Source organism: Arthrobacter saudimassiliensis (genome assembly GCF_059090665.1).
In genome coordinates this window covers 130330-157263 of record NZ_JBNHFX010000003.1, presented here as the reverse complement: position 1 = coordinate 157263, position 26934 = coordinate 130330, and the positions used below count along the sequence as shown (strand labels likewise).

At 70.2% G+C, this 26934-nt stretch carries 24 protein-coding genes, 2 tRNA genes and 1 riboswitch; of the genes, 21 read left to right on the top strand and 5 right to left on the bottom strand.

The annotated features are described in order from the left end of the window. Window positions 1-203: 203 nt before the first annotated feature. Entirely contained in the window at window positions 204-494 is a 291-nt protein-coding gene (locus tag AC5RV6_RS12000) for an acylphosphatase (protein ID WP_494007557.1), read from the bottom strand. A 152-nt stretch (window positions 495-646) separates the two neighbouring features. On the opposite strand from AC5RV6_RS12000, the gene AC5RV6_RS11995 reads away from it, so the two are divergent. Both AC5RV6_RS11995 and AC5RV6_RS11990 read left to right on the top strand, forming a co-directional pair. Then, window positions 647-1438 carry a CPBP family intramembrane glutamic endopeptidase gene (locus AC5RV6_RS11995; RefSeq protein ID WP_494007556.1) on the top strand — a complete coding sequence of 264 codons (792 nt, stop codon included), beginning with the start codon at window positions 647-649 and terminating at the stop codon, window positions 1436-1438. Then, the gene (locus AC5RV6_RS11990) at window positions 1438-3288 is read left to right on the top strand and encodes a glycoside hydrolase family 2 protein (RefSeq protein ID WP_494007555.1); all 1851 of its coding nucleotides are present in this window, start codon (window positions 1438-1440) and stop codon (window positions 3286-3288) included. Before AC5RV6_RS11995 ends, AC5RV6_RS11990 begins: the two co-directional genes overlap by 1 nt. An 88-nt stretch (window positions 3289-3376) precedes the next feature. Here the strand turns inward: AC5RV6_RS11990 and AC5RV6_RS11985 are convergent, their stop codons facing one another. Both AC5RV6_RS11985 and AC5RV6_RS11980 read right to left on the bottom strand, forming a co-directional pair. Further along, window positions 3377-4387 (bottom strand): type IV toxin-antitoxin system AbiEi family antitoxin domain-containing protein, encoded by a 1011-nt coding sequence (locus AC5RV6_RS11985; protein WP_494007554.1) that lies wholly within the window; start codon window positions 4385-4387, stop codon window positions 3377-3379. A 180-nt stretch (window positions 4388-4567) separates the two neighbouring features. Continuing rightward, window positions 4568-5218: a VOC family protein gene (locus AC5RV6_RS11980; protein WP_494007553.1), complete on the bottom strand. Its 651-nt coding sequence runs from the start codon at window positions 5216-5218 to the stop codon at window positions 4568-4570. 254 nt (window positions 5219-5472) lie between these two features. Continuing rightward, window positions 5473-5588: riboswitch (SAM riboswitch) on the top strand. 76 nt (window positions 5589-5664) lie between these two features. Here AC5RV6_RS11980 and AC5RV6_RS11975 point away from each other — a divergent pair. From AC5RV6_RS11975 to AC5RV6_RS11960, 4 genes are read left to right on the top strand one after another with little or no spacing between them, the layout of a single operon-like run. Continuing rightward, window positions 5665-6984, top strand: coding sequence for a bifunctional o-acetylhomoserine/o-acetylserine sulfhydrylase (locus AC5RV6_RS11975; protein WP_494007552.1), 1320 nt, complete (start codon window positions 5665-5667; stop codon window positions 6982-6984). Further along, window positions 6981-8114 carry a homoserine O-acetyltransferase MetX gene (metX, locus tag AC5RV6_RS11970; protein ID WP_494007551.1) on the top strand — a complete coding sequence of 378 codons (1134 nt, stop codon included), beginning with the start codon at window positions 6981-6983 and terminating at the stop codon, window positions 8112-8114. The genes AC5RV6_RS11975 and metX overlap by 4 nt, the downstream gene beginning before the upstream one ends. Window positions 8115-8168: 54 nt before the next feature. Next, window positions 8169-8687 carry a DUF3995 domain-containing protein gene (locus AC5RV6_RS11965; protein ID WP_494007550.1) on the top strand — a complete coding sequence of 173 codons (519 nt, stop codon included), beginning with the start codon at window positions 8169-8171 and terminating at the stop codon, window positions 8685-8687. 52 nt (window positions 8688-8739) lie between these two features. Further along, a complete protein-coding gene (locus AC5RV6_RS11960; RefSeq protein ID WP_494007549.1) occupies window positions 8740-9075 on the top strand; it encodes a hypothetical protein in 336 nt (111 codons plus the stop codon). Between the two features lie 65 nt (window positions 9076-9140). Here AC5RV6_RS11960 and AC5RV6_RS11955 read toward each other — a convergent pair whose 3' ends face one another. Further along, the gene (locus AC5RV6_RS11955) at window positions 9141-10037 is read right to left on the bottom strand and encodes an SGNH/GDSL hydrolase family protein (protein WP_494007548.1); all 897 of its coding nucleotides are present in this window, start codon (window positions 10035-10037) and stop codon (window positions 9141-9143) included. A 71-nt stretch (window positions 10038-10108) separates the two neighbouring features. Here AC5RV6_RS11955 and AC5RV6_RS11950 point away from each other — a divergent pair, with 71 nt between their 5' ends. Then, window positions 10109-10786 carry an alpha/beta hydrolase gene (locus tag AC5RV6_RS11950; protein ID WP_494007547.1) on the top strand — a complete coding sequence of 226 codons (678 nt, stop codon included), beginning with the start codon at window positions 10109-10111 and terminating at the stop codon, window positions 10784-10786. Here the strand turns inward: AC5RV6_RS11950 and AC5RV6_RS11945 are convergent. Next, a complete protein-coding gene (locus AC5RV6_RS11945) occupies window positions 10783-11019 on the bottom strand; it encodes an RNA-binding S4 domain-containing protein (RefSeq protein ID WP_494007546.1) in 237 nt (78 codons plus the stop codon). The two genes, AC5RV6_RS11950 and AC5RV6_RS11945, sit on opposite strands and share 4 nt — an antisense overlap. A 90-nt stretch (window positions 11020-11109) precedes the next feature. On the opposite strand from AC5RV6_RS11945, the gene AC5RV6_RS11940 reads away from it, so the two are divergent. The 14 genes from AC5RV6_RS11940 to AC5RV6_RS11875 all read left to right on the top strand — a co-directional run bounded on the left by AC5RV6_RS11940 (window position 11110) and on the right by AC5RV6_RS11875 (window position 26929). After that, a complete protein-coding gene (locus tag AC5RV6_RS11940; protein ID WP_494007545.1) occupies window positions 11110-12105 on the top strand; it encodes a DMT family transporter in 996 nt (331 codons plus the stop codon). Window positions 12106-12264: 159 nt separating this feature from the next. After that, window positions 12265-13653 (top strand): glycine--tRNA ligase, encoded by a 1389-nt coding sequence (locus tag AC5RV6_RS11935; protein WP_494007544.1) that lies wholly within the window; start codon window positions 12265-12267, stop codon window positions 13651-13653. Further along, window positions 13653-14561, top strand: coding sequence for a GNAT family N-acetyltransferase (locus AC5RV6_RS11930; RefSeq protein WP_494007543.1), 909 nt, complete (start codon window positions 13653-13655; stop codon window positions 14559-14561). The genes AC5RV6_RS11935 and AC5RV6_RS11930 overlap by 1 nt, the downstream gene beginning before the upstream one ends. An 85-nt stretch (window positions 14562-14646) precedes the next feature. Next, the gene (locus tag AC5RV6_RS11925; RefSeq protein WP_494007542.1) at window positions 14647-16155 is read left to right on the top strand and encodes a YibE/F family protein; all 1509 of its coding nucleotides are present in this window, start codon (window positions 14647-14649) and stop codon (window positions 16153-16155) included. Between the two features lie 230 nt (window positions 16156-16385). Beyond that, the gene (dusB, locus tag AC5RV6_RS11920; RefSeq protein WP_494008078.1) at window positions 16386-17561 is read left to right on the top strand and encodes a tRNA dihydrouridine synthase DusB; all 1176 of its coding nucleotides are present in this window, start codon (window positions 16386-16388) and stop codon (window positions 17559-17561) included. 7 nt (window positions 17562-17568) lie between these two features. Next, the gene (locus AC5RV6_RS11915; RefSeq protein WP_494007541.1) at window positions 17569-18852 is read left to right on the top strand and encodes a deoxyguanosinetriphosphate triphosphohydrolase; all 1284 of its coding nucleotides are present in this window, start codon (window positions 17569-17571) and stop codon (window positions 18850-18852) included. Window positions 18853-18904: 52 nt separating this feature from the next. Next, window positions 18905-20815: a DNA primase gene (gene dnaG, locus AC5RV6_RS11910; RefSeq protein WP_494007540.1), complete on the top strand. Its 1911-nt coding sequence runs from the start codon at window positions 18905-18907 to the stop codon at window positions 20813-20815. Window positions 20816-20901: 86 nt separating this feature from the next. Then, window positions 20902-20974 (top strand) — tRNA-Asn (locus AC5RV6_RS11905). Window positions 20975-21162: 188 nt separating this feature from the next. Continuing rightward, a tRNA-Asn gene (locus AC5RV6_RS11900) sits at window positions 21163-21235 on the top strand. A gap of 295 nt (window positions 21236-21530) precedes the next feature. After that, window positions 21531-22706, top strand: coding sequence for an NAD(P)-dependent malic enzyme (locus AC5RV6_RS11895; protein ID WP_494007539.1), 1176 nt, complete (start codon window positions 21531-21533; stop codon window positions 22704-22706). A gap of 264 nt (window positions 22707-22970) precedes the next feature. Then, window positions 22971-24407, top strand: a complete 1437-nt coding sequence (locus tag AC5RV6_RS11890; protein WP_494007538.1) for a sugar porter family MFS transporter — start codon at window positions 22971-22973, stop codon at window positions 24405-24407. A 110-nt stretch (window positions 24408-24517) separates the two neighbouring features. Next, window positions 24518-25306, top strand: coding sequence for a phage holin family protein (locus AC5RV6_RS11885; RefSeq protein ID WP_494007537.1), 789 nt, complete (start codon window positions 24518-24520; stop codon window positions 25304-25306). A gap of 36 nt (window positions 25307-25342) precedes the next feature. Next, window positions 25343-25960 carry a CDP-alcohol phosphatidyltransferase family protein gene (locus tag AC5RV6_RS11880; RefSeq protein WP_494007536.1) on the top strand — a complete coding sequence of 206 codons (618 nt, stop codon included), beginning with the start codon at window positions 25343-25345 and terminating at the stop codon, window positions 25958-25960. Window positions 25961-26002: 42 nt separating this feature from the next. Then, a complete protein-coding gene (locus tag AC5RV6_RS11875; protein ID WP_494007535.1) occupies window positions 26003-26929 on the top strand; it encodes a DMT family transporter in 927 nt (308 codons plus the stop codon). The last annotated feature ends 5 nt before the right edge of the window (window positions 26930-26934 follow it).

Sequence of the window (26934 nt, the reverse complement as noted above, 5' to 3'; positions counted from 1 at the left end):
TAGTACCTCATAAGGGTGCGAGTGATGAATGGATGGAGTAGTGACCCATCCAGGCGCCGGCAGATTAGGGTTGATCCCCCCAACCAACCCCGAATCTGCCGGCGCTTTCTCTTTTAACCCGCAGCTTTGGCGCCTGAGCGGGGGAGGGCTCGGCCGAACCGGGCATGCCGGCGACACATAATCGCCTGCCTCGCGGGGAGTCCCTAGCCTGCCCGGAATTCCCGGAAGGTGCCGTCCGCCGGCCCGAACTCGTACGCCACGTCCCGGACCAGGCCGGGGGTGCCCGGGGCCTGCAGCAGCTCCAGCAGTCCGTCGAGGGCCGGCCGGGGGCCCTCCGCCACCACCGTCACCGAACCGTCCGGCTGGTTGCGGACTTCCCCCACCAGCCCCAGCGTCTGTGCCCTGCGCAGCGTCCAGTAACGGAAGCCCACCCCCTGGACCTCGCCGCGCACGCGGGCGGAGAGTCGGGCGAAGGACGAAGGCTCGGTTTCCATGCCGGACACCCTAGCCCCGGCCCAGGCGCTGGGCCAGCCCCGGCTCACGCGCTGCGGCCTGTCCCGGCCCGGGCGCCGCGGCGGTTGCCGGCACTCGGCCGCAGCCCCGGCCGCTGTGTGAGCCGGCTCCGCTCCTCCGGCAGAATGGGGGCATGTCTTCCACGCCCTCCCCGCCGGTCAGCGGGCTTCCCCCGTCCATGGCCGTCCGGCGTCGGCTGCGGATCGAAGTGCTGATCGTCCTCGGCCTCTCGCTGGGCCAGTCCGGGGTTTACGCTCTCGTGAACCTGCTGGAGAAGCTGTCCCGGGGGCCGCTGGACGGGCAGGTGACCACTCTCAACCCGCCGCTGGACGAGAGCCCCTACTTCGACCTGACCTATCAGCTGCTGAACATCTTCTTCGCGCTGATGCCGGTTGCTTTGGTGCTCTACCTTCTCGCCGAACCCGGCCGCAGCCCCTTCCGCCGGATCGGATTCACGTTCGCCCGCCCGGGACGTGACCTGCTGCTCGGGCTCGGCCTTGCCGCGGTCATCGGCGTCGGCACCCTAGGCGTGTACGCCGCCGGCCGTGCCCTGGGGGTGACCACCGCCGTCGTTCCCGCCGCCCTGTCCAGCTACTGGTGGACGATTCCGGTGCTCATCCTTTCGGCCATCCGCCACGGCGTCGTGGAGGAAGTGATCATCGTGGGTTACCTCTTCACCCGGCTGCGGCAGCTGGGCTGGGGCGCCCCGGCGATCATCGTCACCAGTGCGCTCATCCGGGGCAGCTACCACCTGTACCAAGGCATCGGCCCGGGGATCGGCAACTTCCTGATGGGTCTGCTCTTCGGTGCGGTGTACTGGAAAACCCGGCGGGTCATGCCGCTGGTTGCCGCCCACGCCATCCTGGACACGGCCGGCTTTGTCGGCTTCGCCCTGTTCGGCCCCGCAATCGGAATCGGAGACTGATGGACCACGCACAGCCGAAACCGGCCCACCCGCAGCTGTCCACGCCGTGGGGTGAAGCCCTGGACCCGGATGCGGTGCTGCCGGAACATCCCCGCCCGCAGCTGGTGCGGGAGGGCTGGCTGAACCTCAACGGGCCGTGGCAGTACGCGGTGACCGCGGCCGACGACGAACAGCCGCACGGCTGGGACGGACAGATCCTGGTGCCCTTTTCGCCGGAGGCTCCGCTGTCCGGCGTCGGCCGCCAGCTGCAGCCGGACGAGGCTCTCTGGTACCGGCGGTTTGTGTCCCTGCCGGAGGGTTTCCGGCGGGAGAGGGTCCTGCTGCACTTCGGCGCCGTGGACCAAAGCTGCACGGTCTGGGTGAACGGGGTGGTGGTCGGCGGGCACGACGGCGGCTACCTGCCGTTCACGCTGGACATCACCGCTGCGCTGGACGCCGGGGTGGACGCCGTGCCGGGCGGCGGCGCCGACGGGGAGCCGGCGGGCGGACCCGGTCATGAGCTGGTGGTCCGGGTCCGCGACATCAGCGATACGGGCAGCGCCTCCCGGGGCAAGCAGAAGCTGGAGCGCGGCGGAATCTGGTACACCGCCCAGTCCGGCATCTGGCAGACCGTATGGCTGGAGACGGTTCCGGAGACATGGATCCATGAACTGGTGCTCACTCCCGAGCAGTCCCTGGACGCGGTCACCGTGACGGTGCACGCGGACGGCGGCACGGCACCGGGAGAGGAGGCCGCCGTCGTCGTACGCGCTGACGGCGCCGAGGTGGCGTGCGGCACCGTCCGGCCGGAGGAACCGCTGCGGCTTCAGCTGCCCGATGCCCGGCTCTGGAGCCCGGAGGACCCGTTCCTTTACGACGTCGAGGTCAGCCTGGGCGGGGACACGGTGCACAGCTACTTCGGTCTGCGCACGTTCGGCACGGGCAAGGACGGCGCGGGGCGGCGGCGGCTGCTGCTGAACGGGCAGCCCTACCTGCACATCGGACTGCTGGACCAGGGCTACTGGCCGGACGGGCTGTACACGGCGCCGTCGGACGAGGCACTGGCGTCCGATATCCGCACCGCCCGGGAACTGGGCTTCACCATGCTGCGCAAGCACATCAAGATCGAGCCGCTGCGCTGGTACCACCATTGCGACCGGCTGGGCATGCTGGTCTGGCAGGACATGGTCAACGGCGGCGTCGGGGACGGCCGTGCACCGGAACGGCTTCCCCTGCCGGGCAGGGGAAGCCGCTCCGACCGCCGCTACCGGAAGTTCGGGCGCGAGGATGCCGCCGGGCGTGAGGCGTACTGCGCGGAGCTGCAGGCCGCGGTCCGGCTGCTGCGAAGCGTGCCGAGCGTGGCGGTATGGGTCCCGTTCAATGAGGGATGGGGGCAGTTCGACGCCGCCGACGCGGCCGCACAGCTGCGACGCCTGGACCCCACCCGCAGCGTCGACCATGCCAGCGGCTGGCACGACCAGGGCGCCGGGGACATGAAGAGCCTGCACGTCTACGACCGCCCGTTCCGGGTGCGGCGGCGCTGGCGGTGGGGCCGGCGCGCCGTCGTGCTCAGCGAGTACGGCGGCATCAGCCTCCCGCTGCCCGGACATGTCTTCAACGCTGAAACCTTCGGCTACGGCAGGATCCTGCGCACGCCCGATGAGCTCAAGGAGGCCTTCGTCCGGCTGCATGAGGAGCAGATCGTGCCCGCGGTGCGGCAGGGGCTGGCGGCCACGGTGTACACCCAGCTGACCGACGTCGAGGACGAGGTGAACGGCCTGCTCACCTACGACCGGAAGGTGCTGAAGATCGACGCGGAGGCGGTTCGGGGCGTCACGGCGGCGCTTCGCCGGGCTGCGGAGGAGCCCTGAACCCGGACGGCCCGGCGGCCCTGCTGTTGCTGCCGGTTCGGGAACCCGCTGCCGTTGCGTAGCGGAGGGATTTCCCGCAGTGGCAGCATCAGCGCGGGCGGATGGGCCTGCCCGTCCGAGGCAGCCCGGCTCGGATGAGTCGCTGGACCAGGCTGCGGGGATCGGTGGGGGAACGGTCGACGTCGCTCCAGGACCAGCGCACGAACCGCACCCCCGAGGCGCGGATTGCCTCTTCCCGACGCTTCTCCTCAAGCACGACGCGCCAGGCATCATCAGCCGACTCCGGACCGGAGCCGGCCCGGTTTGCCGCTGATACCCCCGAAGGGGTCGCCGAACCGGCCGCACGGCCGGAGTACTTCAGCGCGCCGTCGAACTCGCCCACCACGTTTTCCTCATCCCAGAAGAAGTCGGTGCGGAACTGCCCCTCAGATGTGTTGAAGACCCGCTGCAGTTCGGGCGGAGGAAACCCCATTCGGTGCATGACCGCGCGGGAGAGGGATTCGCCCGGGGACTCGGCACGGGGATCGGCAAAGTCGAGCACCGCCAGCGCCCGGGTCCGACGCACGCGCGCCGGCAGGCCCTGTGCGAGGCGTTCCAGATCAGCTTTGTGCAGCGCCGGAAGCCGGCGGTCGTGGTCCGGGCGAAGGACATGGTCCATCGCGGGAACCGCACTCTCGAAGGGGAGATAGGCGGCCATATCCAGGACTGTTTGGGCACGGCTGGTCACACGAAGGGCATCGAGCATGGCAGGCGGTTCGAGCAGGGCCCGCTGGACCCAGTGCAGATCACCGCGCCGTCGACCGTGGGACGGCGGGGCCACCAGCAGCATCACCTCCGGCGGGCAGCGGAGGACGGGGATGCCCCAGAGCACGGCGGCTGATTGCTGAACCACGACCCGGTCGGTGGACAACTGCGACGCAGCGGCGCGGACCCGGGCAGCCTGCCTTTCCCACGGCGGAAGTCCCTGCCATGCGCGTGAATCCATATAAACGCCGGGCCGCAGGCGCACCAGTTCGCCGGCCCGGCACCGAAGGGCGAGCGAACGGCGGTTGGAGCCCAGCAGCTCCGCCTCCGCCGAGTAGATGAATCCGTAGTCCATCGGCCAAGGCTGCCGGACGGGAACCGATCCGTCAGGCGGGCCAAGGGGCAGTGTGGACAACTGATGCCCTGCCAGGCAGCTCCGAGCCGCTGCCGGTTTGGGTGCCGGCTGCCGCAGCGCAGTGGCAGCGGAAACCCAAACCGGCAGCGATCCGGCACCGGGCAGTGCGGAGCGGAGGCGCTAGATGGTGACGGAACCGTTGGCGGTTTCGAAGGTCACGGACATGATGCCCGGGGTGCCGGCAGGCGCGATCCAGGTGACATCGACGTTCTCCAGTGGTTCGCCCACCGGGCTGCCCAGCCACTCGGTGACCCGGGCAGCGGAACCGGCGATGGTCAGGGAGCTCAGCTGCACCTTGCCCGGCATGCCTGGAATGGCGTTGGAGGGGTGCAGCTCCTCGGTGCCGTCATCCCAGCGCAGCATGTACGGAACCTGCGGATCCGCGATCAGGCCGTTGATGCCGATCTGCCGCCAGGTCAGCTCCCGCCCGTCGGGGAACTTGCGGTTGCCGGGAACGGACGCCCGGCCCAGCCGCTCCTCGAAGGGGGCGAGATCTTCGACCGCCACGCACCAGCCCATCCACCCGCCGCCGTTCTCGGAGCGGGCCCGCACGGCCTGGCCGAAGGGCGCCTTGTCCGAAGCGGGGTGGTTGAGGACCTCAACAACCTCCACGTACTGGTGGTTGGCGAGGGGGAGGATCATGTTCCGGGTGCCGAAGCGGGGATGGATTCCGCCCTTCACAAAGTCGGCGCCCAGCGCCTGGGCGATCCTCTCCGTGGTGGCCAGCAGGCCGTCGGATTCACAGGCATAAGAGACATGATCCAAACGCATGGCGTCATTGTGGCACGTTGTGTTCCATACCACGAATAAGGCTCGCCTTACCCAAATTCTGGGCCAGGATGACGCGAAAATAGTACGCAGGCTTCCTAATTTCGACCGGCTGTGCAAGCGGCGTCCGCCGTGGGCGGGAGCGGCCGGATGACGACGGCGGAGCCTGCTTCCGGAGCCGGGGGCCGGCGTGCCCTGCCGGTCACTGAAGGACACATGGTTGCACCGGCCCGGCAGCCCTGTTTTCATAGTGGGCAGGTCATGAGTGCCAGCACGAAGCCCCGGCTTGCTGGCCGGCAACCCTCCAACCGCGGTGGGGTGCCCCGGGTGAAGACCAGGCCCGGCGCCACAAGGCGTCCGGCAAGCGCGGGTTCCGTTCCCGTCGCCTCCTTCGGCGTACGCCGGCACGGGGCGTCAGCGGGCGGGCCCCTGGAACCTAGGGAGCGACAGTGTCCAGCGACTGGTCCTTCGAAACACGTCAGATCCATGCCGGGCAGACGGCCGACGCCGTCACGGGGGCGCGTGCCCTGCCCATCTACCAGACCACCTCCTTCGTCTTCCCCAGTGCGGAGTCGGCGGCGAACCGCTTCGCGCTCGCGGAACTGGAACCGATCTACACGCGGATCGGCAATCCCACCCAGGAAGCGGTGGAGAACCGGATCGCGTCGCTGGAGGGCGGCGTCGGCGCGCTGCTGCTGGCCTCCGGCCAGGCGGCCGAAACCTTCGCGATCCTCAACCTGGCGCAGGCCGGCGACCACATCGTGGCCAGCCCCAGCCTGTACGGGGGCACCTACAACCTCTTCAAGCACACGCTGAAGAAGTTCGGCATCGACACCACGTTCGTCGCCGACCCCGACGACCTCGAGCAGTGGCGGGCGGCCGTCCGCCCGAACACCAAGGCGTTCTTCGGCGAGGTGGTCTCCAACCCGCGCCAGGACGTGCTGGACCTGGAGGGCATCAGCGCCGTGGCGCACGAGGCCGGGGTCCCCCTGATCGTGGACAACACGCTCTCCACCCCGTACCTGATCCGCCCGATCGAGTGGGGCGCCGACATCGTGGTGCACTCGGCCACCAAGTACCTCGGCGGCCACGGCACCGCGATCGCCGGCGCCATCGTGGACTCGGGCAACTTCGACTTCGCCGCCGATCCGGAGAAGTTCCCCGGCTTCAACACCCCGGACGAGAGCTACAACGGGCTGGTCTACGCCCGCGACCTGGGCGTGGGCAGCCCGCTCGGGGCGAACCTCGCCTTCATCCTCAAGGCCCGCGTCCAGCTGCTGCGCGACCTCGGCTCCGCCGTCTCGCCGTTCAACGCCTTCCTCATCTCCCAGGGCCTGGAGACCCTCAGCCTGCGGATGGAGCGGCACGTGCAGAACGCCGTCGCCGTCTCCCGCTGGCTGGAAGGGCACGACGACGTCGAGTCGGTGGCCTATGCGGGACTGGAATCGAGCCCCTGGTATGAGCGCGGACTGAAGTACGGCCCCCGGGGCACCGGCGCCATCGTCTCCTTCGAGATCGCCGGGGGAGTGGAGGCCGGAAAGCGGTTCGTTGACGCCCTGGAGCTGCACTCGCATGTGGCCAACGTCGGGGACGTGCGCTCGCTGGTGATCCATCCCGCGTCGACCACGCACAGCCAGCTCGGTGCGGAGGCACAGATCGCAGCCGGAGTGAGCCCCGGACTGGTGCGGCTCGCCGTCGGGCTGGAACACATCGATGACATCCTCGCCGACCTCGACGCCGGCTTCCGCGCCGCGAAGGCGGCCCGGTGACCGCCACGACCTCCTGGCCGCAGGCACCGTCGCGGGACCTGCCCCCGGGCGACGGCGTGCTGCGGCAGGTTTCGATCGGCTCCCTGGAACTGGAAACCGGCGGATACCTGCCCGACGTCGTGCTCGGCTACGAAACCTGGGGCACCCTCAACGCGGACGCCTCCAACGCCGTCCTGGTGCCGCACGCGCTCACCGGCAGCACGCACGTCGCCCAGGGCGACAGCGACGAACCGGGCTGGTGGGACCCGCTGGTGGGTCCCGGCCGCACCGTGGACACCGACCGGTTCTTCGTGGTCTCGGTGAACATGGTGGGCGGCTGCTACGGCTCCACCGGCCCGGCCAGCCCGGCGCCGGACGGCCGTCCCTGGGGCTCACGGTTCCCGTTCGTCACGATCCGCGACGCCGTCCGGGCCGAGGCGCGGCTGGCGGACCTGCTCGGCATCGGACGCTGGCACGCGGTGCTCGGCGGGTCCCTGGGCGGTGCCCGCGCCCTGGAGTGGGCGGTGACCGAACCTGAGCGGGTGGCCCGCTGCGCCGTCATCGCCGCCACCGCCGCCAGCACCGCGGAGCAGATCGCCTTCGCGCAGGCGCAGGTGCAGGCCATCCGCCTGGACCCGCTGTTCAACGACGGCGACTATTACGACGGCGCGCCGCCGACGGCGGGCCTGGGCCTGGCCCGGCGGATCGCGCACATCACCTACCGGTCCGAGGCCGAGCTGGAGTACCGGTTCGGGAGGACACCGCAGCCGGGGGAGGAGCCGCTGGGCGGGCCCCGGCCCGCCGACCGCGGGCGCTACCAGGTCGAGAGCTACCTCGACCACCAGGCCCGCAAGCTGGTGGACCGCTTCGACGCCAACAGCTACCTGGTGCTGACCGAGGCGCTGATGAGCCACGACGTCACCCGCGGGCGGGGCAGCCTGGCCGAGGCGGTAGCCGGCTGCACAGCGGAGTTCTTCATTGCCGCCGTCGACTCGGACCGGCTGTACTTCCCCGAGCAGTCGCAGCGGCTGGCCGGGGCCCTGCCGGGATCGCCTCCGGTGCACCTGATCAGCGCGCCGATCGGCCACGACGGGTTCCTCACCGATGTGCACCAGGTCGCCGGGACCCTCGGCGGGACCTTCTTCGCCTGAGCGATCCGCGCCCGGATGCTGACGGAACGGCGGCCCCGGCGCTAGCCTGCCCTCATGGGCAGGCCCGGAGCGGCGCAGCCCGGCCGTGTCTTCCTGTGGGCCGCGACCGGGCTGGGCCTGGTGCACGCTGCGTTCAGCCTCTACTGGGCGCTGGGCGGAACCTGGCTGCTGGACACGGTGGGGCAGTGGGCCGTGCAGCAGATGGACCAATCGCCGGCGACCGCTCGTCCGGCGCTCGCCGGCATCGCGGCGGCCAAGGGTGCGGCCGCAGTCATTCCCACGCTCGCCGCCTACCGACGGTTTCCGTACCCCCGGATCGTTCGGGCGGTCAGCTGGGCCGGCGCCGTCGGCCTGGTCCTGTACGGCGGGGCGAACACCTTGGCCGCCAACGCCGTCCTGGCCGGGGTGATCCCAGCTGGCGCGGGAGCCGACCTGCCCGCCCTGAAGGGCCACGCCTGGCTTTGGGATCCGCTGTTCCTGCTCTGGGGCGCCGCGCTGCTGGCATACCTGGTCCGCTCCGCCCGCACCGGGCCGTCGGGAGCCCGCCGCCCCTGGCGCCGCCGCAGCCGTTGAAACGCCGCGTGAGGTGCACCGGCCGGTGGGCGCGCCCGCTAGGTTTGGGGGCATGAATGAGCACAACGACGACGGCCCGCCCGGCGCCGACGGCCCCGTGCCAAACCGGGGCAGGGGCAAAGCGGTCAGGCTGTTCGCCGCGGCCGCAATGCCGGTGGCGGCCGCAGCCCTGATGATCGGAGGGCTCCTGCTGGCGTACCGGGTGGGAGAGCCGGAGCAGACGTTCGGGTTCGTGACCTACGCTCCGCTGGCCGCCGGCGACTCGTTGCTGATCCTCACTGCCGGAATGCAGCTGGGCTGGCTGTTGACGGCCCTGGGCCTCGTCCTGGGTGCGGCGTGGGGTGGATACCGCTTCGGGCTGCGCCGTCGGGCGATGCGGGGCCGCTGACAGACTCGCCCGCCGACAGACCCGCCGTGCCCGGGCCGCGCCCCGACAGAGGCCGGACGGCCGGCTCAGCCGCCCAGGGGCCCCGCCGCCTCGCCGGATCCGGGCGGCGTTCCTCCGCCGAAGATAGGTCCGGCGTCGGGTCGTTTCGCGGCAATGCCGTCGCCGGAGGAGCGTCCCCGAACCCTCCGGACCACCCACGGCATCAGATGCTCGCGCGCCCAGACCAGGTCTTCGGTGCGCGCCGTGCGCCAGTTCTTCGGCGGCAGCGGCTTGGTCTCCAGAGGCTCCAGATGGTGCGGAACGCCCAGGGACTCCAGTGCCATGGCGGCAATGGTGTGGTGGCCCAGCGGTGAGAAGTGCAGCCGGTCCGGGGCCCACATGCGAGGATCGGCGAGGGCCTGCAGCGCCCACATGTCAGCGATCACCGCGTCGTGGCGGGCTGCGACCGTGCGCAGGTTCTCGTTGTAGATGGCCACCCGGCCGCGAACGCTGCCCAGTACCGGAGTGTTGCCGATGTCCGGCCCGGTGAAGAGCAGCACCGTCGCGCCGGTTCCGCGCAGCGTGGCCACGGTCTCGTCCATGCGCTCGGCGAGCCGATCAGGATCGCCGCCGGGGCGGATGACGTCGTTGCCTCCGGCGCAGATGCTCACCAGGTCCGGTTTCAGGTCGAGCGCAGGCTGCAGCTGCTCGGCGACGATCTGGGCCAGCAGCCGGCCGCGGATGGCCAGGTTGGCATAGGCGAAGTCCGGATGGTCAGCCGCCAGTTCCTCCGCGACGCGGTCCGCCCAGCCCCGGTGGCCGCCGGGGCTCTCCGGACTGGGGTCGCCGATGCCTTCGGTGAAGGAGTCACCCAGGGCGACATACCGGTGCCACGGATGGGCGACGGCGCCGCCGGCGGACGGCTCGGAGGCGGCGGGGGTCTCTTCTGCGGGCAGATCGGGATGTTCACTCACGGGGCCCATCCTGCCAAGCCGGCACCGGTTCCGCTAATGCCGGTTTATTCTCCGCGCCCGTCTCCTGCCAGAATGCGATCATGACTGAACGTGCTCCCTGGAATCCCGTCGTGCTCTGGTCGAAGCTTGAAAGCGAGCGTCCCGGCACCCCGCTGCTGGTGCTGTTCCACGGCTACCTCGCCAACGAGGAGGACCTGATGGGCCTGGCGGACTACCTGCCCGGCGACTTCACGATCGCCTCCGTCCGCGCTCCGCAGGCACTGGGACCGGGCTACACCTGGTTCCCGCTGATGCATGAGCCGGACTTTTCCCTGCAGCGGGTGGTCGACGCCGTGGCCGACGTTGACGGCTGGCTCCAGCAGGTGCGCGGACAGCACTCGAGCGTGAGCCTGCTCGGCTTTTCCATGGGCATGGCGGTGGCCAGCACGCTGCTGCGCCAGCGGCCCGCGGACTACGCCGCCGTCGTCGGGCTCTCCGGCTTCGTGCTGCCGGCCGGGGAAGATCCGTTCTTCCGCGACGCCGAGCTCGCCTCCCGCCGGGTGCCGTTCTTCTGGGGGCGGGACCAGGCGGACCCGGTGATCGACCAGCCGCGCATCGAATTCACGAACGAGTGGCTGAACGGCCACACCGCGCTGACCAAGGTCCTCTACGCGAACATGGGCCACTCGATCAACATGCAGGAACTCGGGCACGTTCGGGAGTTCCTCACCCACACGGTGCTGCGCGGCGCCGGTACCCGGGAAGGGGCGGACTCCTAGGACACGCCGTCGGCGACGATCCGCACCGACTCGCCGTTGGCGCTGACGACGTCGCCCGGGTGCAGCTGCCGCCCGCGGCGCTCCTCGATGACGCCGTTGACCTGAACCAGCCCGTTGTCGATGAACTCCTTCGCCTGGGTGCCGTCCTCGGCGAGGTTGGCGAGCTTGAGCAGCTGGCCCAGGCGGATCATGTCATCACGGATGGGCAGGTCGATCGGTTCAGGGGTAGGCATGGAACCATTCTGCCGCACCTGCCCGCCTGCCGGCGCGGACCGACGCCGCCCTGCCTGCACGGACCGGTGCCGGTCACCTAGGCTGGGGCGGTGAAGACGAGGGTACCCACGGGAATCTGGCTGGCGCTGGCGGTGCTCGCCGGCATGGCCATGCCGGCCCAGGCGCGCGCCAACGGAGCGCTCGCCGGCCGGATGGGGGACAGCGTGGGTGCGGCCCTGGCCAGCATCCTGGTGGGCCTGGCCTGCATTGTGTTGGTGTGCCTGGTGCTGCCGGCGGGCCGGGCCGGCGCGGCACGGATCCTGCCCGCCCTGCGCGAGGGCCGGTTTCCGCGCTGGTACGTGCTCGCCGGCGCCGTCGGCGGCCTGTTCGTGCTCTCCCAGTCCCTGACCGTCGCCACCCTCGGCGTGGCGGTGTTCACCGTCGCCGCCGTGGCCGGGCAGACCCTCACCGGCCTGCTGGTGGACCGGCTCGGCATGGGGCCGGGCGGGCGGCGCCGGATCACCGTCCTGCGCACCGCCGCTGCGCTGCTCACCCTCGCCGCCGTCGCCTGGGCGGTCAGCCCCGGTTTCGACGCCGACGCCGGCTGGTCCCTGCTGCTTCCGGTGCTGCTGCCGCTCACTGCGGGGATGCTCATCAGCTTCCAGCAGGCCATGAACGGCACCTCCACCCTGCACTACGGCACCCCGCTCGCGGCCACCCTGGTCAACCTGGTGGCCGGCACCACCGTCCTGCTGCTGGCCTGGCTGGTCAAGGCGGCTGTGGTCGGCACGGGCGGGCCGCTGCCGGGGGAGTGGTACCTGTACATCGGCGGCCCGCTGGGCGTCATCTACGTGGGCATGGCCGCCGTGCTGGTGCGCCCGCTCGGTGTCCTGCTGACCGGCCTGGCGATGATCGCCGGGCAGCTGATCGGCTCCCTGCTGCTGGACCTCCTCCTGCCCGCACCCGGGTCCACCGTCGTTGCGGCGACCGTGCTCGGGACCGCTTTGACCCTCGTGGCGATCGTCGTGGCCACGCTGCCCTGGAACACGCCCGGCCTGAAGCGGGCGGGCGCCGGCGCCGACACCGGCACCGGACAGCGCCGGTAACCGGCTTTCGCGGCGCGGACCGTAAGCTGGTACCAATAGAGCTTTGCCCGCTGAACGCCAAGCGCTGCACCCGATCCGGTGCGGGGCGACGGCACGGCGGGCCCACGCGCGGACCGCACCCAGCGGCCTGCACAGACACGAAAGAACGGGTACCACTTCATGGCTTCGACCAAGTCCAAACTCGATTCCATCATTTCCCTGGCCAAGCGCCGCGGGTTTGTTTTCCAGTCGGGTGAGATTTACGGCGGGTCGCGGTCCGCGTGGGACTACGGGCCCCTCGGCGTGGAGCTGAAGGAAAACATCAAGAAGCAGTGGTGGCAGCACATGGTCCGCGGCCGTGAGGACGTCGTCGGCCTGGACTCCTCGGTGATCCTGCCCCGCCAGGTCTGGGAAGCCTCCGGGCACGTCGAGGTCTTCTCCGACCCGCTGGTGGAGTGCCTGAGCTGCCACAAGCGCTACCGCGCCGACCACCTCGAAGAGGCCTACGAGGAAAAGAAGGGCCACGCGCCCGAGAACGGCCTGGCCGACATCGCCTGCGCCAACTGCGGCACCAAGGGCCAGTGGACCGAGCCGCAGGAGTTCTCCGGCCTGCTCAAGACCTTCCTCGGCCCGGTGGCCAACGAGGAGGGCCTGCACTACCTGCGCCCGGAAACCGCGCAGGGCATCTTCGTGAACTTCAACAACGTGCTCACCACGTCGCGCAAGAAGCCGCCGTTCGGCATCGGCCAGATCGGCAAGAGCTTCCGCAACGAGATCACGCCGGGCAATTTCATCTTCCGCACCCGCGAGTTCGAGCAGATGGAAATGGAGTTCTTCGTCGAGCCGGGCACCGACGAGGAATGGCACAAGTACTGGATCGAAAACCGCTTCAACTGGTACGTGGACCTGGGCATCAACCCGGATAACCTGCGCCTGTTCGAGCACCCGCTGGAAAAGCTGAGCCACTACTCCAAGGGCACCACCGACGTCGAGTACCGCTTCGGCTTCCAGGGCTCCGAGTGGGGCGAGCTGGAAGGCATCGCCAACCGCACCGACTTCGACCTGGGCACGCACTCCAAGCACTCCGGCACCGACCTGAGCTACTTCAACCAGGCCACCAACGAGCGGTTCACCCCGTACGTCATCGAGCCCGCCGCCGGCCTGACCCGCTCCTTCATGGCGTTCCTGGTGGACGCGTACACCGAGGACGAGGCCCCCAACGCCAAGGGCGGCGTCGACAAGCGCACCGTGCTGCGCCTGGACCCCCGCCTGGCGCCGGTGAAGGCCGCCGTGCTGCCGCTGTCCCGCAACGAGGACCTCTCGCCCAAGGCCAAGGAGCTGGCCGCCCGCCTGCGCCGCACCTGGAACATCGACTTCGACGACGCCGGGGCCATCGGCCGCCGCTACCGCCGCCAGGACGAGATCGGCACCCCGTTCTGCATCACCGTGGACTTCGACACGCTCGAGGACCAGGCCGTCACCGTCCGCGAACGCGACACCATGTCGCAGGAGCGGGTCAGCCTGGACAAGGTCGAGGGCTACCTGGCCGCACGGCTGATCGGCGCCTGATGTCCCTGCAGTACCGCGAATGGCGCGAAGACGACGACCTGGCGCTGCTGCAGCTCTGGGGCGACCCGGAGACACCGCAGGCCGCCCAGTTCCGGGCCATGCTGCGGCCGTCCTCGAACGAGCCCTGGAGCCGCTGCATCGTGGCGGAGGACGACGGCGTGCCGGTGGCCGCCGGCGTCGTCTACGAAACCAGCCTGCATCCGGACCGGCTCTGGGCCTATGTCGAGGTCGCCCGCGACAACCGGCGCGCCGGCCTCGGCTCCACCCTGCTGGCGATGCTGCGCCGTGAAGCCGAGGGCGCGCCGTCCGGCGCCCGGAAGCTGCGGGCCAAGGTGGAGCCCGGTTCCGCCGCCGAAGCCTTCGCCCGCACCGCCGGCCTGGCCGAGATCCAGCGTTCCCGCGTGGTGGTGCTGGACGCGGGGCGGATCAAGCTCCCGGTGTTCCAGGACGACGCCGGCCCGCAGCTGGAGGAGGCTGCCACCGGATCGGTGGAGCTGACCCGCGCCGTGGCCGACTTCTACAACGCCGTCCACGGCTGGGACCGGGCGGAGATGAGCGTGGGCCGGGCGCAGCAGATGCTGCTCGGCGACGCCGCGGGCGCCTCCGGCGCGGTGGTCCTGCGGGATCGGCCGGGCCGGGAGGGCGGGAAGATCGCCGCGTTCGCCATCAGCTACACGCACGAGCGCACCGACGATCCGGCGGACGTGCTGGTCGGCTACGACACCACGCTGCCGCCGTCCGAGGCCGAGGCCGCACTGGAATCGCTGCTGGCCATGCTGGCGCACCAGTATCCGGTGCAGCTCGAGGTCGACGGGTCGATGACCGCCCTGGCCGGGCTGGTGGAGCGCCTTGAACAGTTCGGGGCCGCCCGCCAGGCCGGAGAAGCGACGCTGATTCTCAGCGATTAGGCAGTGACCCGGCCGACCGGCCGGCAGCAACGGAAACGGGTCCGTGCGCAGACATGCGCACGGACCCCCTCCCTGAAGGGACCTGATGGGACACTCGCACGGCAACCACGCCCCGCCCACCGCCCAGGCCGCCGCGGCCCGACGCCGCGCCAACCTGCTGCTGGCCTGGATCCTGGTGCCGCTGGGCGTGCTGGCCGCCGTCGGGATGCTGCTGCTCTGGCCCTCCGGGGACCGCAGCAACGTGAACATCAGCGATCCCTACGCCACCGCGGCCGGAGTCACGTTCGACACCGGCACCGTCCAGCGGGCCGTGCGAGAAGCCTGCCCGTCCTCCCAGGCGCTGGTCGACGCCGGCGGCACGGCGCAGGAGTGCCAGGTCGCCTACGTGCAGCCGGACCTGGGCGGGGAGCAGGTGGCCGTGGAGATGCCGCCGGAGGTCGCCAAGACCGGCGCCCTGGATGCGGGCGACAAGATCCGCTACCTGAACCTCGCCGGCCTGACCGAAACCGGCGGCGCGCCGCCCTACATCTTCGTGGACTTCGTCCGCACCATGCCGATCGCCCTGCTGGCCGCCGTCTACGCGCTGGTGGTGATCGCCGTCGCACGCTGGCGCGGGTTCCGCGCCCTGCTGGGCCTGGGCGGCGCCTACGCGGTCATGGCCTGGTTCATCCTGCCCGGGCTGGTGGAGGGCAAGCCGCCGCTGCTGCTGGGCCTGGTGGGCTCCTCGGTGATCATGATCGGCGTGCTGTACTTCGCCCACGGGTTCTCCGCGCGGACCTCCACGGCCCTGCTCGGCACGCTGTTCGGGCTGGGCACCACCGCGCTGCTCGCCGCCTGGGCCACCGACGCGTCCAACCTCGTGGGCGTGGACAACGAGAACGCGTACACGCTGATCAACGCCTCGGAGAGCCTGTCCATCTCCGGCATCATCCTCTGCGGGCTGATCATCTCCGGCTTGGGCGTGCTCAACGACGTCACCATCACCCAATCCTCCGCCGTGTGGGAGATGTACGAACTGGCGCCGCGGGCCAGCGCGCGCCGGCTCTTCAGCGGCGCCATGCGGCTGGGCCGGGACCACATCGCCTCCACCGTCTACACCATCGCCTTTGCCTACGCCGGAGCCGCGCTGCCGGTGCTGATCCTCGTCTCGCTGTACGACCGGCCGTTCCTGCAGACCCTCACCGGCGGAGAGCTGGCCGAAGAGGTCATCCGTACCCTGGTCGGCTCCATCGGGCTGGTCCTGGCCATACCCGTCACCACGGCCATTGCCGTCCTGGTGGTCAAGGCCGTCGGCCTGCGCGGCGGCCCCGTGGTCGCCACGTCCGCGGGCGAGCCGGGGGAGCATGGGCCGCAGCCGGGCCACGACGGCGACGACGGCGGCGCTGGCGTTGACGCCGCTCAGGCCGATGCCGCGCACGCCGATAGAGACCGGAGCGGCACTCCCGCTGTCTCCGGCACCGCCGAGGTACCCGTGCCGGAGACGTCGCGGGTGCAAACTTCCGACGCCGCGCCGGCCCCTGACACAGCCCCGGGCCGCGGGCGCCGCGCATTCGGCCGCCGGGCCGCGGGACGACCGCCCGTCCCGCCCGAATAGCCCTCCTTTGCGGGTGCCGTCATGCCGGAGGGACGGGCCGGCGTCGTGTCCCCGCCCTCCGAGGTCGCTGCCACCCTGCGCGCCGGCTGCCATTTTGTGCACCGGCTGCCACTGCGTTCCGGCAGCACGCGCCCAAACCGGCAGCGGGATCCGGGGCCCGACCGCATCGGCCGACCAAGCCGCCGCGTCCACAGGCGTGGCGCGGATTTGCACCGGCTTGCGAGAATGGACTGGTGAGCGTTTCAACCCCTGATCTCAAGCTTGAGCTGCCCCCGCTGACGCTGGGCCCGCTCATCGTGGACACGCCGGTGATCCTGGCGCCCATGGCCGGCATCACCAACAAGGCCTTCCGGCGGCTGTGCCGCGAATACGGCGGCGGGCTGTACGTCACCGAGATGGTGACCTCCCGCGCCCTGGTGGAACGTTCCCCGGAATCGATGCGGATCATCGAGCACGACGACGACGAGTCCATCCGCTCGGTGCAGCTCTACGGCGTGGACCCCGTGACCGTGGGCGCCGCCGTGCGGCTGCTGGTCGAAGAGGATCGGGCCGACCACATCGACCTGAACTTCGGCTGCCCGGTGCCCAAGGTCACCCGCAAGGGCGGCGGCTCGGCGCTGCCGTGGAAGCTGGACCTGTTCACCGCCATCGTGCAGACCGCGGTCCGCGAGGCGTCCAAGGGCAACGTGCCGCTGACCATCAAGATGCGCAAGGGCATCGACGACGAGCACCTGACCTTCCGCGAGGCCGGAAAGATCGCCCGAGACGCCGGCGTGGCCGCCGTCGCCCTCCACGGCCGCACCGCCTCGCAGTTCTACTCCGGCAAGGCCGACTGGAACGCCATCGCCGAGCTGCGTGAGGCCCTGCCCGACATCCCCGTGCTGGGCAACGGCGACATCTGGTCCGCCGAGGACGCCGTACGCATGGTGGAGCAGACCGGCGTCGACGGCGTCGTCATCGGCCGCGGCTGCCAGGGCCGGCCGTGGCTGTTCGGGGACCTGCAGGCCGCCTTCGAGGGCCGCTCCGACCGGCACCGGCCCGGACTGGGCGAGGTCGCCGAAAGCGTCTACCGGCACGCCGAGCTGCTGGTGGAGACCTTCGGGGACGAGGTCGTGGCCCTGCGCGACATCCGCAAGCACATGGCCTGGTACTTCAAGGGCTACGTGGTGGGCGGGGACCTGCGGGCTAAGCTGGCAACCGTGCCCACCCTGGCGGTCCTGCGCGAGCTGCTCGACCAGCTCGACGCGCAGGCGCCCTACCCCGGGGCGGACGCCGAAGGCCCCCGCGGCCGGGCCGGAACCCCCAAGAAGACAGCGCTGCCCGAGGGCTGGCTGGACGGACGCGAGCTGAACGGCGCCCAGAAGGCCATGATCTCGGCGGCCGAACTCGACGTATCAGGCGGCTAAAGACCAGATGACACTTCCGCAGGCTGTGCAGACCGACGGCTACCAGGACGTGGACCTCGAACGCTGGGTCCAGGAACCGGCCAAGAACACCAACCGGACGCAGTTCGGGCGCGACCGCGCCCGGGTGCTGCATTCCTCCGCCCTGCGCCGGCTCGGAGCCAAGACGCAGGTCGTCGCCCCGGACACGGACGACTTCGTCCGCACCCGGCTCACGCACAGCCTGGAGGTGGCGCAGGTGGGCCGCGAGCTGGGCAACGCGCTCGGCTGCGACCCCGACGTCGTCGACGCCGCCTGCCTCTCGCACGACCTCGGGCACCCGCCCTTCGGGCACAACGGCGAGACGGCGCTGAACGACATTGCCCACGCCATCGGCGGGTTCGAGGGCAACGCCCAGACGCTGCGCCTGCTCACCCGGCTCGAGCCGAAGATCGTGGCCCCGGACGGCACCCCCGCCGGGCTGAACCTCACCCGCGCCAGCCTCGACGCAGCGTGCAAGTACCCGTGGTCGATGGCCGACGCGCCCCTGGTCAACGGCCGCCGGACCACCAAGTTCGGTGCCTACGAGGACGACCTGCCGGTCTTCCGCTGGCTGCGTGACGGCGCCCCCGACGGCCGCTCATGCATCGAGGCCCAGGTGATGGACCTCTCGGACGACATTTCCTATTCGGTGCACGACGTCGAAGACGCGATCGTCGCCGGACATGTGCAGCTGAAGTGGCTGGACAATCCCGACCAGCGCGCCCGCGTCGTCGGCTACACCCAGCAGTGGTACCTGCCCGGCACCGACGCCGCGGCCATCGACGCCGCCTTGGCCCGGCTGGAGGCAACGCCCGTCTGGGTGCGGGAATCCGACGGCAGCCGCCGGGCAATGGCCGCGCTGAAGGACATGACCAGCCAGCTGATCGGCCGGTTCTGCAACAGTGCGCTCACCGCCACCCGCGCCGTGTACGGCCCGCAGCGGCTCACCCGCTACGCCGCCGAAATCGTGGTTCCGGAGGAGACGGCGCTGGAGATCGCCGTCATGAAGGGCCTGGCCACGACCTTCGTGATCACCACCGGCCAGCGCCAGCCGCTGTACGAGCGCCAGCGGGAGGTCCTCGCGGCCCTGGTGGCGCAGCTGGCAGCGACCGGCGACCGGCACCTGGACCCGATGTTCGCCGCGGACTGGCGGGCGGCGGGCGACGACGACGAGCGGCTGCGCGTGGTCATCGACCAGGTGGCTTCGCTGACCGACGCCTCGGCGCTGGCCCTGCACGAGCGTCTTGTGGGCCCGGTGCCCTCGCTGTGGTGACCGGCGTCGCGTCGGCCGCGGGACTGCGCGCCGCGGACATAAGGTAGTAGGCATGGCCGGACTGATCAAACGCGAAGACATCGACGAGGTCCGGGCCCGCACCGACATCAAGGCCGTGGTGGACGGCTACGTGACCCTGAAGTCGGCCGGCATCGGTTCCTTCAAGGGGCTCTGCCCCTTCCACGACGAACGCTCACCCTCGTTCCACGTGCGCCCCCAGGTGGGGACCTACCACTGCTTCGGCTGCGGGGAGAGCGGCGACGTCATCTCCTTTGTCCAGAAGATGGACCACACCACCTTCGCCGAGACCGTGGAGAAACTGGCCTCCCGGATCGGCTTCGAGCTGCATTACGAGGACGGCGGCACCGGCCCGCGCCGCGAGGAGACCGGCCGCCGGCAGCGGCTGCTGGACGCGCACAAGGTGGCGGCCGAGTTCTTCGCCGCGCAGCTGCGCACCCCGGCCGCCGCCACGGCCCAGAACTTCCTCCAGGAACGCGGCTTCAGCCCCGCCGCCGCAGCGCACTTCGGGGTCGGTTACGCCCCGCAGGGCTGGGACTCGCTGCTCAAGCACCTCTCCGGCAAGGGCTTCACCCGGGATGAGCTGAAGCTCACCGGCATGTTCTCCACCGGCTCCGACGAATCGCGGTTCTATGACCGGTTCCGCGGCCGGCTGATCTGGCCCATCAGGGACATCACCGGCTCGGTGATCGGCTTCGGCGCCCGCAAGCTGTTCGAGGACGACCAGGGCCCGAAGTACCTGAACACCCCGGAGACCCCCCTCTACAAGAAATCCCAGGTGCTCTACGGCATCGACCTCGCCAAGCGGGAGATCGCCCGCGGACGGCAGGTGGTGGTCGTCGAGGGCTACACCGACGTGATGGCCTGCCACCTGGCCGGGATCAAGACGGCGGTGGCCACCTGCGGCACCGCGTTCGGCGGGGACCACATCAAGATCGTGCGCCGGCTGCTCTCCGACGACGGCACCGGGGGAGAGGTGGTCTTCACCTTCGACGGCGACGCCGCGGGCCAGAAGGCCGCGCTCAAGGCCTTTGACGAGGACCAGAAGTTCGTGGCGCAGACCTACGTGGCGGTCGACCCCGAGGGCATGGACCCGTGCGACATCCGGATCAAGCGCGGCGACGCGGCCGTCGCTGAACTGATCTCCTCCCGCCGCCCGCTGTTCGAGTTCGCCATCCGCTCCACCCTCAAGCGCTTCGACCTGAACACCGTGGAGGGCCGGGTGCAGGCCCTGCGCGCCTCCGCACCGCTGGTGGCCGACATCCGCGACCCCGCCATGCGTCCGGCCTACGCGCGGGAGCTGGCCGGCTGGCTGGGCAGCGACGTCGACGACGTGATGCGGGCCGTCAACGCCGCCGTCCGCCGCGCCCGCGAAGGCGGCCAGGGAGCGGAGGCCGGCGGGCCGGCGTCGGGCCGCGGCCGGCACCGCCAGCCCGAGCCGGCGCCTGAGCCGATGCCGGAGCCGGCGTTCTCCCGCCCTGACCCGAGGGACCCGGTGGCGCGGATGGAGCGGCAGGCGCTGGAAGTGGTGCTGCAGCACCCGGGTCTGCTCGACGCCGGGCAGTGGGAGCGGTTCAAGGCCGCCAAGTTCACGGTGCCGGCCTACCTGGCCGTGCACAACGCCGTGCGCGCGGCCGGGGACACCGGGGTGCCGCCGGCGCAGTGGGTGGAGCAGGTGCGCCAGGAACTGCCCGACGCCCTGCGCGCGCTGGTCAGCGAGCTGGCGGTGACGCCCATTCCCGCCCGCGACGATGAGGCGCTGTGGCAGTACTGCCGGGACATCCTCAACCGGCTCTTCGAACTGCAGGTGACGCACCTGAAGGCCGAGAAACTGGGCCAGCTGCAGCGGCTGGATCCGGCCGCTGACCCGGCCCTGTTCCAACAGCTGAACCGCGAACTGATGGAACTGGAGATGCAGCGGCGCGCCCTGCGCGGAGACATGTGACCGACGCGACACCGCGGGAGCCCCTGCGCGGCGGGTTCCGATTTCGTTCCGGCCCGAAACCTGCTGTAGAGTAGAGCCCGTTGCTTTCCCCCGTAGCTCAATTGGCAGAGCATTCGACTGTTAATCGAAGGGTTACTGGTTCGAGTCCAGTCGGGGGAGCGGACGGAGGCCCTGATCAGGCGTTATGCCTGGTCTGGGCCTCTTTTTATCCGTCCGCGGCGCTCTCGTGGCGCTCCCTCCGGCGCTCCACGGGAGGACCGCACGGGCACCGCGGAGGCTGCCCTGGAACGGGAGCGCTGCCGATTCGCGGACGTGCCCGATCTAGGGTAGAGTAGAGCGCGCTGCTTTCCCCCGTAGCTCAATTGGCAGAGCATTCGACTGTTAATCGAAGGGTTACTGGTTCGAGTCCAGTCGGGGGAGCGAACAGGACCTCCGTGGGTACGCCCACGGAGGTCTTTTGTTGTGCCCCGGCGGCACGCTGTCCGTGACGGTGTCCGATCCGGGCGGTTGTCCGCGGGCCCCGGATTCCCTAGACTGGCGGCGGCGGAACTCCGGTGCCGGCCGCGACCAAACCCCGCGGCCCGACCGGCACCTCCGCCGGGCACACCTATCCTGTTGCCTTCCCGGTCCGGTTCTTTCCCGGACGTCCGCTGCTGCGCCCCGCGAATCCCGCGGCCCGCCTGCGGTTCCCTGGACCATCCAGCAGGAGCATTCAATGACCTCCATTTCCTCTGCCTCCATCTCCGCCGCTGCCATCAGCGAGCAGGAAATCTTCGCCGCGCACGAGGGCGGCAAGCTGAGCGTCGAGCCGAAGATGCCGCTCGACTCGGCCCGCGCCCTGTCCATCGCCTACACCCCGGGCGTCGCCCAGGTCTCCCGCGCCATTGCCGCTGAGCCGGAAAAGGCTGCCACCCACACCTGGGCCTCCCGGCTGGTCGTGGTGGTCTCCGACGGCACCGCCGTCCTGGGCCTGGGGGACACCGGCCCCGCCGCGTCCCTACCGGTCATGGAGGGCAAGGCCGCCCTGTTCAAGACCTTCGGCGGCCTGGATTCGATTCCCCTGGTGCTCGACACCACCGACGTGGACGAGATCATCGAAACACTCGTCCGGCTGCGCCCCAGCTACGGCGCCGTCAACCTCGAGGACATCTCCGCCCCGCGCTGCTTCGAGCTCGAAACGCGGCTGATCGAGGCCCTCGACTGCCCGGTGATGCACGATGACCAGCACGGCACCGCAATCGTGGTGCTGGCGGCGCTGCAGAACGCCTTCCGGCTGACCGGGCGCGACGCCGGCACGCAGCGCGTGGTCATCTCCGGGGCAGGAGCCGCCGGGGTCGCGTGCGCCAACATCCTGCTCGATGCGGGCATTACCGATGTCACCGTCCTGGATTCGAAGGGGATTGTCTCCGCCGGCCGCGACGGCGTCACCGGAGTCAAGGCGGACCTGGCTGCCCGCACCAATCCCCGCGGGCTCAACGGCGGCCCGGCGGAGGCCCTCGCCGGAGCGGATGTCTTCATCGGCGTCTCCTCCGGCGCCGTCCCCGAGGAGCTGCTGGCCACGATGGCCGACGACGCCGTCATCTTTGCCCTCTCCAACCCCGATCCCGAGGTCCACCCCGATGTTGCCGCGCGGCATGCCGCCGTCGTCGCCACCGGGCGCAGCGATTTTCCCAACCAGATCAACAATGTCCTGGCCTTTCCCGGGGTCTTCCGGGGCGCCCTGGACAGCGGTGCCCGCCGGATCACCGCCGCCATGAAGGTCGCGGCGGCCGGAGCGATCGCCGAGCTGGTGGGGGAGGAGCTGCGGGCCGATTACATTGTGCCCAGCCCCCTGGATCCGCGCGTCGCTCCCGCGGTCGCCGCTGCGGTGGCGGCAGCCGCGGACGGCTGACGGACGGACGGATGCGCGCCGACGGGCGGCGTGCAGAGCAGCGGGGCAGGGCGGCGGCGTCCTGCCCCGCTGCCGTTCAGGCCTGATCGCCCCGAAGGCGGCGGAGCCATCGCGAAGGGCGGAACCCGGTGCCGCCGGCTGCCGGCCGGGCACCGCCGACGGGCGAATCCGGGCAGCGTTCTTCCGCCCGCTGCTAAGGCTGCTTAGGGTAACCCGTAGGCTTAAGGGTCACTATCAGCACAAACTGAAAACGAGGAACCGCCGATGGGCGCTCACACTCCAGAGCCGGCACGCGGGGAACCCCAAAAGGTCGCCCACCCCGCCAAGGTCATTGCGGTCACTGTCGCAGCAGCCGTAGGCGGCCTGCTGTTCGGCTTCGACACCGCCGTCATCAACGGCGCCGTGGACGCCATCGGGGAGGAATTCAGCCTCAGCCCCGGCGTCCTCGGCTTTACCGTCGCCATCACCCTCCTCGGATGCGCCGTGGGTGCCTGGTTCGCCGGTCAGCTCGCGGATCGGATCGGCCGCAAAAAGGTCATGGTCGGCGCGGCCGTCCTCTTCGCGGTCAACTCGATCGGCTCCGCCTACGCCTTCTCCGAGTGGGATTTGATGCTGTGGCGCCTGGTCGGCGGCCTGGCCATCGGCACCGCCTCCGTCATCGCGCCCGGGTACATCGCCGAAATCGCGCCGTCCAAGTGGCGCGGAGCGCTGGGATCGGTGCAGCAGCTGGCCATCACGCTCGGCATCTTCGCCGCCCTGCTCTCGGATGCCTGGCTGGCGAATGCGGCCGGCGGAGCCCTCGGGGATCTGTGGTGGGGGCTGCCGGCCTGGCGCTGGATGCTGCTGGTCGGCATCGTCCCCGCCGTGATCTACGGCGTCCTGGGGCTGACCATTCCCGAATCTCCCCAGTACCTGGTCCGGCGGGATGAAGACACGGCGGCGGCCAAGGTGCTCCGCGACGTCTCCGGCGTGCAGGACACCGACCGCAAAATCGCCGACATCAAGAAGTCCTTCACTACCAAGAAGGCCACGTTCGCGGACCTGCGCGGTCCAAGCCTGGGCCTGCAGCCCATCCTCTGGGTGGGCATGGCCATCGCCGCCTTCCAGCAGCTGGTCGGCATCAACGCGATCTTCTACTACTCCACCACGCTGTGGCAGTCGGTGGGCTTCAGCGAGGAGGATTCCTTCACGACGTCGGTGATCACCTCCGTCGTCAACGTCCTGATGACCCTGGTCGCCATCGCCTTCGTGGACAGGGTCGGGCGGCGGCTGCTGCTGATGATCGGTTCGGCCGGCATGTTCGCAGGCCTGCTGGCCGCCACCGTCTCGTTTGCGCAGGCGGAGACCTTCAACAGCGAGATCACCCTTCCGGGCATCTGGGGCCCCGTCGCCCTGATCGGCGCCAACCTGTTCGTGGTGTTCTTCGCCGCCACCTGGGGACCGATCATGTGGGTCACCCTCGGCGAGGTGTTCCCGAACAACATTCGATCCCTGGCCCTCGGCCTCGGCGCGATGGTCAACTGGATCTTCAACTTCATCGTCACCCTGTCCTTCCCCTGGGTGTCCGAGAACTTCGGGGTGTGGATCATGTACGCGCTCTTCAGCCTGTTCGCCCTGCTGTCCTTCTGGTTCGTCAAGACCAGGCTCCCGGAGCTGTCGGGCCGCGAGCTGGAGGACCGGCGCGGTCTTGAAACCGCCTAGGAGCCCCGGAGGCCGCCGGGAAGGCTGCGGCCGGGTGGTAATGGTGAGGACAATGGTAATTTTGGGTAATGGCTACGGTGAACACTAATCAGGGGACGGAGGCAGGGCGCATGGATCGCTCCGCTAGCACTCGGGCCAACAGGGCCACCGGCAAGTCGTCGATCGTCGGGCTGGCCAAGGTCATGGCGCGCTTGACGCCGAGGCAGCTGAACGACGAAATCGGCCTTGCCACCGCCGAAATGAAGCAGAAGGGCAAGGCCGCCGGCATCGCCGCCGCGTTCCTGGTCATCGCCCTGCTGTTCCTGGCCGCACTGGCGGTCGCCCTGATCGCCGCGGCCATCCTCGGCCTCGGCACGGTCATGCCTCCGTGGCTGGCGGCGCTGCTGGTGGCTGCGCTGTTCCTGGTGATCGCGGCCATCGGCGGGCTCGTCGGCGTGTCACGGTTCAAGAAGACCCTGCCGCTGATGCCGGAGGAGGCCATCCGCGGCCTGCGGTACGACCTCGGGGTGCTCAAGGAGGGCCGCCGCTTCGATCCGGCCACCCTGGACAAGCCCAAGGAACCGAAGCAGGAGAAGCCGAAGAAGGACAAGTCCGCAAAGCCCGACGACGCTCCCACGCCGAGCGAGGAGGAGCTGCGGACACGGACCCGCCAGCGCCGGGAACACCTGGCCGACGTCCGCGACACCCTCGGCGAGAAGGCCGACGTCCGGCGCCAGGTGCGGGAGTTCGAAGCCCGCAGGGCCGCGGCCCAGGAGCGGCGAGCCGGGCAGGGACAGGGCACGAAGTCGCCGACGGACGACATCACGCTCATGATCCGCGAGCACTGGCAGCCGCTGACCGTCCTGGCCGCCTCGCTGCTGGCGATGGCCATCATGATCAGCCGGCTGGCCCGGCGCTAGGAGCACCAGCCACAAAGCACCAACGGAAAGCGGACAGTGATCAGGATTATCGGGGCGGGAGCCCGGCCGGGGCAGACCCTGACAGAGGTCAACACGTTCTGGACCGTTCCGAACCTGATCACTGTCCTGCGCTTTCTGGGGATCCCGCTGTTTGTCTGGTTCGTGGCAACGGACAGTTACGGTTCGGCGTTCCTCACCCTCGTCCTCGTCGGCGGCACCGACTGGGTGGACGGGTACCTGGCCCGCCGCCTGAACCAGGTCTCGACGGTCGGCAAGTGGCTTGATCCCGCCGCCGACCGCCTGGCCATGATCATCGTGGCCGTTACCTTCGTGGCGGACGGCCTGGCGCCCGTCTGGCTCGTGTACGCGATCGTCATCCCCGACCTGATCCTGCTGGTGAACTCGCTGATCCTGTTCCACGGCAGCCCCAATCTCCAGGTCAGCAACCTCGGCAAGATCCGGACCGCGCTGCTGCTGGTCGGCGCTCCGCTGCTGCTCCTCACCAGGGTGCAGGGCTTTGACCAGCAATGGCTGATTATCGTTGCGGACGTGATCCTGGTGCTGGGCTGCATCGGTCACGTCGCGGCCTTCGCCGCCTACATGGCCGCTTCCTGGCGGAAGTACCGCACGGAGCGGGCCCGTGGCACCGGCTGAGCCCACGGTGTCCGCAGCGGCAGGAGACTCCGGGGGGCGCCGGTGACCGGAATCGCCATTCTCTGCGCCCTGGCGAGTGCCGTGTTCCTTGCCTTCGGTGCGCAGCGGCAGGGCAGCGCCGTCAGCGCCGACACCGGCGGACTGGCCCTGAACGGCAGCCAGCTGACCCGGCTGCTGCGCAACCCCCGCTGGCTTTTCGGGCTGCTGCTGCTGGGCGTCGGCATGGGGCTGAACGTCACCGCGCTCGGGCTGGCGCCGCTGACCGTGGTGCAGCCCATCGGCTCCCTCGCCCTGGTCATCACCACCGTCGTCAACGCCCGCGACCAGGGGCTGCGCCTCAACCGCATCACGGTGGCGGCAATCGTCTCCTGCGTCCTTGGCAGCGCCCTGTTCGTTTCCCTGGCCGTTTTCGTCACCCGCACCCAGCACGTCGTGGAGCAGCGCCAGGAGGTGGTGATCGTCCTGATCCTGGCGGTCGTCGTGGCCTTCTTCGGAACCCTGAACCTGCTGTTCGGCAAGCGGCTCAACGCCATCGTCCACATCTTCGGCGCGGGTGTCCTTTTCGGCTTCGTGGCCGTGCTGACCAAGATCATCATCGGCGACCTCTTCAACCCCAACGGCCGCTTCCTCCTCAACGTCCCCTGGTACACGGTCGTCGGCATAGCCGTGGCCGGCGCCCTCGGGGCCTGGTTCGTGCAGAGCGCCTATTCCTCCGGCCCGCCCGACCTGGTCATCGCCGGCCTGACGGTCATCGACCCCATGGTCGGCATCGCCATCGGCATCGGAGTCCTCGGTGAACTGCGGCCCGACGTGCCTCCGGTGGCCGCCGTGGCCATGGGCCTGGCAGCTTTCGTTGCTATTGTTGGGGTCGTTGCCCTCTCCCGGTACCACCCGGACGTCATCCAGCGGAGGGCTGAAGAACGGCACCGACGGGCAGCCGACGCGGCCCGTCCGCAGACAGACCACTAGAGGAG